Source organism: Phytohabitans aurantiacus (assembly GCF_027923225.1).
Classification (GTDB): Bacteria; Actinomycetota; Actinomycetes; order Mycobacteriales; family Micromonosporaceae; genus Phytohabitans; species Phytohabitans aurantiacus.
In genome coordinates, this window is sequence record NZ_BSDI01000110.1 from 1 (window position 1) to 8,562 (window position 8,562).

9 protein-coding genes are annotated in these 8,562 nt (G+C 70.9%); 6 read left to right on the plus strand and 3 right to left on the minus strand.

The window, feature by feature from the left end; translation table 11 throughout:
• Positions 1 to 641: 641 nt before the first annotated feature.
• On the minus strand, positions 642 to 1,886 hold the full coding sequence (locus QMG73_RS45805) for an FAD-binding protein (protein ID WP_281906435.1): 1,245 nt from the start codon (positions 1,884 to 1,886) through the stop codon (positions 642 to 644).
• A 52-nt stretch (positions 1,887 to 1,938) separates the two neighbouring features.
• Here QMG73_RS45805 and QMG73_RS45810 point away from each other — a divergent pair, with 52 nt between their 5' ends.
• From QMG73_RS45810 to QMG73_RS45835, 6 genes are read left to right on the plus strand one after another with little or no spacing between them, the layout of a single operon-like run.
• A complete protein-coding gene (locus QMG73_RS45810; protein ID WP_281906436.1) occupies positions 1,939 to 2,313 on the plus strand; it encodes a tetratricopeptide repeat protein in 375 nt (124 codons plus the stop codon).
• Positions 2,314 to 2,368: 55 nt separating this feature from the next.
• Positions 2,369 to 3,901, plus strand: a complete 1,533-nt coding sequence (locus tag QMG73_RS45815) for an MFS transporter (protein ID WP_281906437.1) — start codon at positions 2,369 to 2,371, stop codon at positions 3,899 to 3,901.
• Between the two features lie 18 nt (positions 3,902 to 3,919).
• Positions 3,920 to 4,993: a LacI family DNA-binding transcriptional regulator gene (locus QMG73_RS45820; RefSeq protein ID WP_281906439.1), complete on the plus strand. Its 1,074-nt coding sequence runs from the start codon at positions 3,920 to 3,922 to the stop codon at positions 4,991 to 4,993.
• Positions 4,994 to 5,044: 51 nt separating this feature from the next.
• Entirely contained in the window at positions 5,045 to 5,710 is a 666-nt protein-coding gene (locus QMG73_RS45825; protein ID WP_281906441.1) for an FHA domain-containing protein, read from the plus strand.
• The gene (locus QMG73_RS45830; protein WP_281906443.1) at positions 5,707 to 6,078 is read left to right on the plus strand and encodes a hypothetical protein; all 372 of its coding nucleotides are present in this window, start codon (positions 5,707 to 5,709) and stop codon (positions 6,076 to 6,078) included. Before QMG73_RS45825 ends, QMG73_RS45830 begins: the two co-directional genes overlap by 4 nt.
• A gap of 28 nt (positions 6,079 to 6,106) precedes the next feature.
• Positions 6,107 to 7,252, plus strand: a complete 1,146-nt coding sequence (locus tag QMG73_RS45835; protein WP_281906444.1) for a dienelactone hydrolase family protein — start codon at positions 6,107 to 6,109, stop codon at positions 7,250 to 7,252.
• Positions 7,253 to 7,421: 169 nt separating this feature from the next.
• Here the strand turns inward: QMG73_RS45835 and QMG73_RS45840 are convergent, their stop codons facing one another.
• Both QMG73_RS45840 and QMG73_RS45845 read right to left on the minus strand, forming a co-directional pair.
• Positions 7,422 to 7,838, minus strand: a complete 417-nt coding sequence (locus QMG73_RS45840) for a hypothetical protein (protein ID WP_281906445.1) — start codon at positions 7,836 to 7,838, stop codon at positions 7,422 to 7,424.
• Between the two features lie 497 nt (positions 7,839 to 8,335).
• Positions 8,336 to 8,562, minus strand: a 227-nt coding sequence (locus QMG73_RS45845) for a hypothetical protein (protein WP_281906446.1), incomplete at its 5' end; no start/stop codon positions are given.

Sequence of the window (8,562 nt, forward strand, 5' to 3'; positions counted from 1 at the left end):
GCTGGGCCAACCCAGCTGACAAAATGGCCCAACTACTCGGTGTTGCAACCACCGGTTGAGCTCGCCCCTGGCGACGGTCGAGCGCCAAGATCTAGCCGGGTGACGGTGTCGCGGCGGTCTGGTGGGGCCGCGGGCAGCGGCGATCTTGCAGTTGCCATGTCCCAAACCAGGGCAATCCACTATGACAACTGCAAGATCGCCGCGTGGCTCGGGACAGGGCAGCGTCCGCGACCCGTCGCGGCGCCGGAGGCGGCGGCTCCCTCCGGTCGCTGTTGCCGTCGATCAAGGACATCTCCATCGACCAAGGGCAAAAGCACGCGGAAAGAGATCCAACCACGGGCATTCGCCCTTGATCGACGCGGAGGGGGCGGCGCGGTGCGGGCAGAGCCCGGCGCGAAGCGGACTAACGCGGGCAAAGCGCACAACGCCGAGGGGGCGCGCGCAAGGCGCGCGAAGCGGCCCGGCGCGGCGCAGCCCGACGCGGCGCGGACCGGCGCGGCGCAGCCCGACGCGGCGCGGACCGGCGCGGCGCAGCCCGGCGCGGCGCAGCCCGGCGCGGCGCAGCCCGACGCGGCGCGGACCGGCGCGCGAAGAGGACCGGCGCGAAGAGGCGTGGAGTGGGCGCGGGGGGGCGGGGGTTGTTAGGGGTGGAGGTGGGGGGTTAGGAAGGGGTTTTGGAGTTTTGCGTTGGGGTCTAGGCGAGTGGTTAGGGCGGCGAAGTCGGCCAAGCGGCCGTAGCGGGTTGCCACCACTTCGGGGGGCATGGTGAAGAGCTTGCCCCAGTGGGGGCGGGCGTCGAAGGGTGCCAGGGCCGCCTCGATCTCGCGCAGGACCGGCAGCACCGCTTCGGTGTCCTTCACCCAGGTGAAGTGGAATGCCACCGTGTCGCGGCCGTATGACGGGCTGAGCCACAGGTCGTCGGCCGCGATTGTGCGTATTTCGCTGATCTGGAGCACGGGTGCGATCCGGTCGCGGAGACGGTGGAGCGCCGCCAACCCGAGAATAGCCTGGTCGCGCGGCACGAAGTACTCGGATTGCAGCTCCTCGCCGCTGCTCGGCGTGAACTCCAGTTTGAAGTGTGGGAGTCGAGCGTGCCACGGGCCGGGTTCGCCCAGCTGCGGTGTGCAGGACTCGGCTGACATGCCGGGCACGGGGTGCCGGGGTGCGTCGGCGAGCGTCGCGCCGTGCCAGTGTTTCGGAGGGGCGGGAGCCGACGCGAGCTGCTTGACCCATACCTGGTTGAAGTGGGGGCCGGCCCAGTCGGTGAAGAGGCTGACGCTGTAGGCGCTGGACATGATGGCGTCGAACTCGTCGAGCGCGGCGGCGTACGGCAGGTCGTCGTAGACGTACTGGGCCATGTCGAACGTGGGGCGCAGCGCCAGTGTCAGGCTCGTCACCACGCCGAGCGCGCCCAGGCTGACCACGCCGGCGGGGAACAGCTCGTCGTCGCGGGTGATCGTGCGCAGCCCGCCGTCGGCGGTAACGAGGTCGAGCGCCACTACCGCGGAGGCCAGGGTGCCGTTGGCGACGCCGGAGCCGTGGGTGCCGGTGGCGCAGGCGCCGGCGATCGAGATGTGCGGCAGCGAGCCGAGGTTGTGCAGGGCGTACCCGGCGGCGTGCAACCGCGGCACCACCTCGCCGTACCGGAGACCCGCCGACACGGTCACCGTCTCCGAGTCGGAGGAAATCGAGATCACGGGTGGCAGGTCGGCGAGGGAGATCAGGTCGCCCGTGGTGTCCGCGATCGGGTTGAACGAGTGGCCGCTGCCAAGTACCCGGAAATTGTCAGCGTCCGCGACCAGCTCGCGCACCTCGGCGACCGACGCCGGGCGGTGAAGCCGCCGCGCCGAAAAGGTGACATTGCCTGCCCAGTTCGTGATCACCACGCAGCCCAGCGTAAGGCCCGTACCGTAGACGGGACCACCGGAGGGAGTACAGATGGACCTCAGCGCCGAGTATGAGCGGGCGAAGTTCTACGTGGCGCTCGGCAAGCCCGCCGAGGCGGCGCGCATCCTCGAGCCGGTGGCGGCGGCGGAGCCGCGCAACTCGGAGGTGCGGCTGGAGCTGGCGATGGCGTACTTCGGGTCGGCCCAGCTCACGAACGCCGAGCGCGAGCTGCGGGTGCTCATCGAGCGCGACCCGAGCGACGCGTACGCCCACCACCTGCTCGGCCGCACGCTGGAACGGCAGAGCCGCCTCACCGATGCCCTCACCCACCTGCGGATCGCGGCGGCGATGTCGACGAAGCCCGAGTATGCCGAGGCGGCGCGCCGGGTCGCGGATCGGGTGGGAAGACGCCCGCCAACCATGTAGAGAAAAGGTCGCCCGCTCCGACCACTGGGTGAAGACCCAACCAGGAGGGGCGACCATGAACGACAAAGCCGGGCGCAAGGAGTGGATCGGGCTGGCGGTACTGGCCCTGCCCTCACTGCTCGTCTCGATCGACATTTTCGTACTGCTGCTAGCCCTGCCTCGGCTGAGCACCGACCTGCACGCCAGCGGCACCGAGCAGCTGTGGATCCTCGACTCGTACGGGTTCCTGCTCTCCGGGTTCCTGATCACGATGGGGACGCTGGGCGACCGGATCGGGCGCCGCAAGCTGCTGCTGGCCGGTGCGGCGGCGTTCGGTGCCGCGTCGGTGCTGGCCGCGTACTCGACCAGTCCCGCCATGCTGATCGCCGCCCGCGCGCTGCTGGGCGTGGCCGGCGCGACGCTGACGCCGTCGACGCTGGCGCTGATCACCAACATGTTCCGCGACGCGAAGGAGCGGCCGATCGCGATCGGCGTCTGGCTGATGTCGCTGATGGGCGGCATCGCGCTCGGCCCGGTGGTGGGCGGCGCGCTGCTGGAGCACTTCTGGTGGGGTTCGGTGTTCCTGCTCGGCGTGCCCGCGATGGTGCTGCTGCTGGTGCTGGGTCCGGTGCTGCTGCCCGAGTACAAGGCGCCGGAGGCGGGGCGGCTCGACATCGCCAGCGTCGCGCTGTCGCTGGCCACGATCCTGCCCGCCATCTGGGGCCTGAAGGAGCTGGCCCGGAACGGCCTGACCTTCGCGCCGGTCGCCGCGCTCGCGGCGGGCACGGCCGTGGGCTTTCTGTTCGTACGCCGGCAGGTGCGGCTGCCCGACCCGCTGCTGGACCTGCGGCTGTTCGCCGATCGGGCGTTCACCGCGGCGCTGGTCTGCATGCTGATCAACACGATGCTGCCGGGCGCCACGATGGTGCTGATCACGCAGTACCTGCAGCTCGTCGAGGGGCTGTCGCCGCTGCGGGCCGGGCTGTGGCTGCTGCCGACGGTGGCGACCGCCATCGCCACGCTCCAGGTGTCGCCGCTGCTGGCGCGCCGGGTACCGCCCGCGCGGCTGATCGCGGGTGGGCTGGTGGTGTCGGCGAGCGGGCTGGCCCTGCTCACGCAGACGCCCTCGTCGAACGGGCTGGCGTACGTGGTGACCGGGTTGGGGCTGATCAACCTGGGAGCGGGGCCGCTGCTCACCCTCGGTACCAACCTCGTCGTGGGCGCGGCACCGCCTGAGAAGGCCGGTTCGGCGGCGTCGATCTCGCAGACCAGCAACGAGTTCGGGTTCGCGCTGGGCATCGCCACGATGGGTACCCTCGCCACCGCCGTCTACCATTCGCGCGTCGATGCGCCGGTGGGCGTACCAGAAATGGCGCGTGACACGCTGGCCGGCGCCTCCGCCGCGGCGGCCGACCTGCCCACGCAGGCCGGGACGGCTCTTCTGGAGTCGGCGCGGGCGGCCTTCACGGCCGGGCTCGCGACGGTGGCCGGCATCAGCACCGTGCTGGTCCTCGGCACCGCGGTGCTGATCCTGGTCGCGATGCGGCACGTCCGCCCGGTCGGCGCGGTGGTGGAACCGGCCGGCGAGCCCGTAGAGAACGTTGTCTAAGCGGCCTACTATCCAGCAGTGGGACGACGTACGAGCGAGGACACCGGCAATCACCGCATGACGGTGAAAGACGTCGCGGCGCGTGCCGGGGTCTCCCCCGCGACCGTCTCCCGGGTACTGGCCGGCGACTACCCGGTCAGCGCGGCGACCCGGGCACGCGTGCAGCGCGCCGTCCGCGAGCTTGACTATGTGGTGAACGCCCAGGCCCGCGCCCTCAAGGGCGCGGGCTCGCGCATGGTGGCCTTCGTGATGGACGACGTCACCGGTCCCTCGTTCGCGTACGTGGCCAAGGGCGTCGAGCAGCAGGCGACCGCCGAGGGGCGGCTGTGCCTGATCTGCACGACGCACGGCGACCCGGCCCGCGAGCTGGCGGTGGTCGAGGCGATGCGCGAGCAGCGCGCCGACGCGGTGATCCTGGTGGGCAGCGGTTACCTGGGCGCCGAGTACCAGGAACGCATGATCCACTTCGCACACGCGCTGGACAAGGCCGGCTCGCGGCTGGTGCTGTGCGGCCGGCCCCCGCTCGGCGATGGCGTGCCCACCACGGTGGTCGAGTACGACAACGAGGGCGGGGCGTACGCGATCACCAGCCACCTGCTGTCGCACGGCCACCGGCGGATCGTGTACCTGGGCAACGTCAGCGTCGAGCACACCACGAGCCGCGATCGCATCAAGGGCTTCACGAGAGCGCACGAGGCATACGGCGTACCGCTGGATCCGGCCCTGATCGTGCCCGGCGAGTACAGCCAAACCTTTGGGCACGCGAGCACCCGCAAGCTGCTCGCGGACCGTGTCCCCTTCACGGCCGTCTTCGCCGCCACCGACATGGTCGCGGCCGGCGTGCTGCTCGCCCTCCGCGAGGCGGGGGTCCGGGTGCCGCAGGACGTGTCGGTCGTCGGGTACGACGACATCCCGCTCGCGACCAACGTGGTGCCCGCCCTGACGACGGTGCGGGTGCCGACCGAGGAGTTGGGCCGCACCGCCGTCCGGCTGGCTCTGCACCCCGACGAACCCCAACATGTGGTGCTCGGGACGCACATCGTGGTGCGCGATTCGGTGGCACCGGTCGTCCCCGCCCGCACGATCGGGTGATCCGCCCGCCTCACCCCGATATGAGGTCCACAATCAGGGTGAGGTGTTGCCATGGACCTCGTGGTGCTCGGCCCGCCCCGCCTGCGCGGCTACGGCTTCCAGGTCTCCGCACAGCGCGCGGTGATCGGCCGTGACGAGCACGCGACGCTGACCCTCGCCGACGAGCGGGTGAGTCGCCGGCACGCGGCCGTCTGGGAGGCGAACGGGGCCACCTGGATCGTCGACCTCGGCTCGCGCAACGGCACCCTCGTCAACGGCGTACCCGTCGGTGGCACGCCGCGGCAACTGGCGAACGGCGACCGCATCGGCATCGGCGAGGTGACGCTGGTGTTCCAGGCTGGCCAGGCGTCCGTGCAGTACAACTTCTCGGGCGGGCAGTCGGCCGGGCTCATCAACAACATCGGGCGGGACCAGCACAACCGGTACGACGTGGACATCAACCCGCTCCCGCGCAGCCGCGCGGGTCGCACGCTGATCATCCTGGGCGTGACGCTCAAGCTGATCGGGATCATCCCGTTCGGGTACTGGGTGCTGGCGTTCATGGCGGAGGTCTTCGACGCGCTCGACGCACCGGTGGGCTCTCAGCCGCCCGAGCCGGATCTCCCGCCGTTCCTGCCGTGGGTGCCGATCGGCCTCGTGCTGACGATGATCGGCACCGCGCTGTGGATATACGGGGCGATCATCGCCTTTTCGACTCGACGGAGGCAGCAGCGATGACATTCAACTTCGGTGGCGGGCAGCAGGCCGGCAACATCACCAACGTTGGCGGCGACATGACGGTGCATGGCAACGTGATGGGCCAGTACAACGCGGGGCTGCAGGAGATCGAGGCGTTACGGGCGGCGCTCGCCCGAGTGCCACTGGCGCCCGCCCAGCGGGCCGAGGCCGAGTCGCTGGCCGGTGAGGCGGCGGCGTCCATGGGTGACAGCGCTAAGGCCGCCGGCGTACTCGAACGGCTTGTCACCAAGCTCCGTGACTGGGGCGCGCTGGCCTCCGGCGGCGAGTCCGTGGTCGGGCCGTTGCTGCGTCTCGCGGCCCTGCTCGGTCCCGCCGGCATCGCGCTACAGAGCTTGATCACCGGTTAAACTCATCTCCCTCGATGGAGGGAGATCTATGAAGCGGCGCGCCTTCACGTCCCTGCCCGCACTGTTGCTGCTGCCGACCGACCTACCCGCGTCCGGCCCGCCTCCCTCCATTGTGGAGGGTAACCTGCCGGTCTTCTACGAGGGCCTAAAATCGGAGCTGACCTACCCGCTCGCGTGGGGCAACTCGCCGATCCGGAGCTTCCGGTCGTGGCAGCGGACCGCCCGGCACAAGGTCGACGAACTGTTGCTCGAACCCGACGACGGCACCCCGTTCGACCTGGAGGTGGTCGACGAGCAGCGCGCCGGCGGGCTCGTGCGGCGCGTGGTGCTCTTCAACGTGACGCGGCACAGCCGGGTACGGGCCACAATGGTGCTGCCGGACCGGCCAGGGCGGTTCCCCGCGGCGCTGCTGCTGCACGACCACGGCGCGCGCTTCGACATCGGCAAGGAGAAACTGATCCGGCCGTGGTACGACGACACCCGGCTGGCGTCGGCGGAGGCGTGGACGACCCGGTACTTCAGCGGGCGCTTCATCGGTGACGAGCTCGCGGCGCGCGGATACGCGGTACTCGCCGTCGACGCCCTCGGCTGGGGCGACCGGCCCGGCCTGACGTACGAGACGCAGCAGGCCCTGGCCAGCAACTTCTACAACCTCGGCTCGTCGCTGGCCGGCCTCATGGCCCGCGAAGACGCCCGCGCCGCAGCGCTGCTCGCCACCCTCCCCGAGGTCGACCGGCGCCGGATCGCGGCGGTCGGCTTCTCGATGGGCGGCTACCGCGCGTGGCAGGTCGCCGCGCTCTCCGACCACGTGTCGGCGACGGTATCGGTCTGCTGGATGACCACGTTGAAGGGCATGATGGTGCCGGGCAACAACACGTTGCGCGGGCAGTCGGCGTACTTCATGTCGCACCCCGGACTGTTTCGCCACCTCGACATCCCCGACGTCGCCAGCATCGCGGCTCCCCGGCCGATGCTCGTCTACAACGGCGAGACCGATGCGCTGTTTCCGATCGGCGGGGTGCGGGAGGCGTACGAGAAGATGCGCGCGGTGTGGGAGTCGCAGCGTGCGGGTGGGCGGCTGCTAACGAAGGTGTGGCCTGGGCTCGGGCATGTGTTCACGGCCGAGATGCAGGACGAGGCGTTCGCTTGGCTGTCTTCCGTTTTGGACTGTTGAGGGTTGCGCGGCGGTTGGTTGGTTGGTTGGTTGCGGCTTGGCGGGCCGTGGGTCGTTGCGGCCGGCGGGTCTTGTCACGGCCGGCGGGTCTTGTCGCCGCCGGCGGGTCTTGTCGCCGCCGGCGGGTCTTGTCGCCGCCGGCGGGTCTTGTCGCCGCCGGCGGGTCTTGTCACGGCCAGTCGGGTGCGGCGGCTAGGCGGCGGTCGAGCAGGGTTCGGAGCGGGATCGACTCGCCGTCGCGGCCACCCTCTCCGACCACCAGGCGCGGCTGGTGGGGCACGACGGACGCGCCCGCCAGCCGGGCGCGCAGACTGGCAGGGACGTGCAGAAGATACAGCTCACCGTCCGTGCCAACGGCCAGCGAGCGGTCCGCCTTGAGGTACCAGCCGCGCAGCGCCGTGCGATAGCGAGCGCCCCCTTGGTACGGCCGCGCGGTGAGCCGCGTCGCGGGCAGTGCACGCTCTTCCGCCGCCCGCACGAAGTCCGCGATCAGCTCCCGCGCGGCCGCCGCTTCGTCCGCCTTGCGCCGGTCCTCCGCGGCCGCATGCCCTTCGACAGCCCGCCGCCGTGCCTCCGCCCACTCCACAAGCCGAGGCTATCCTTCCCCGGCGCGCGCGGCGCGGAACCGCGCGACGCCCCCTTTCCCGTCGATCAAGGGCGAACGCACGCGGTTGGATCTCTTTTCTGCGTGTGTTTGCCCTTGATCCTTGCGAATGGCCTTGATCGGCGCGGCCTGGTCGGACCTCACACGCCCGGCCTCACCCGCTGCAGCCCGCCGCGGCGCTCGCTGCGGGCAACAGGCCATGTCGGCCACTACGGATCTGCATGCGGATCGTCGTCACGAGCTGCGAGCCGGTGCACCGGCTCCGCCGCCTTCGGCGGCGGGCGGAGCCGACAAGTTCCGGGATTTTGCTGCATCCTCGCGTCCCGGAGGCAGCAATTTCGCGGATTCTGCTGCAACGGCCCGGCGGAGGGTGCCGCCTGCGGCGACGCCAGACCAAGATCTGCGCGGCGAGCCGTTGCACGGCTCGGACGCGGCGCGAACCGGCCACGCTGAATATGGCGGCGGCGTCGCGTCGCCGATCAAGGAGATCTCCGCCGATCAAGGCCGAATACACGCGGTTTGAGATCGAACCACGTGCATTCGCCCTTGATCGGCGGAGAGGGGCGGCGCGCGCGACGCGGGGTGAGGGCGACGCCGACACCGCGCGGCGCAGAGAGGGTGGCGCCCGCGGAGAGGGTGGCGCCCGCGGAGAGGGTGGCGCCCGCGGAGAGGGTGGCGCCCGCGGAGAGGGTGGCGCCCGCGGAGA

What these genes read in the sequence shown, in the direction of transcription:
- QMG73_RS45810 (WP_281906436.1), top strand. Translation starts at nt 1,939, where the DNA reads ATGGACCTCAGCGCCGAGTATGAGCGGGCGAAGTTCTACGTGGCGCTC.
- QMG73_RS45815 (WP_281906437.1), top strand. Translation starts at nt 2,369, where the DNA reads ATGAACGACAAAGCCGGGCGCAAGGAGTGGATCGGGCTGGCGGTACTG.
- QMG73_RS45825 (WP_281906441.1), top strand. Translation starts at nt 5,045, where the DNA reads ATGGACCTCGTGGTGCTCGGCCCGCCCCGCCTGCGCGGCTACGGCTTC.
- QMG73_RS45830 (WP_281906443.1), top strand. Translation starts at nt 5,707, where the DNA reads ATGACATTCAACTTCGGTGGCGGGCAGCAGGCCGGCAACATCACCAAC.
- QMG73_RS45835 (WP_281906444.1), top strand. Translation starts at nt 6,107, where the DNA reads ATGAAGCGGCGCGCCTTCACGTCCCTGCCCGCACTGTTGCTGCTGCCG.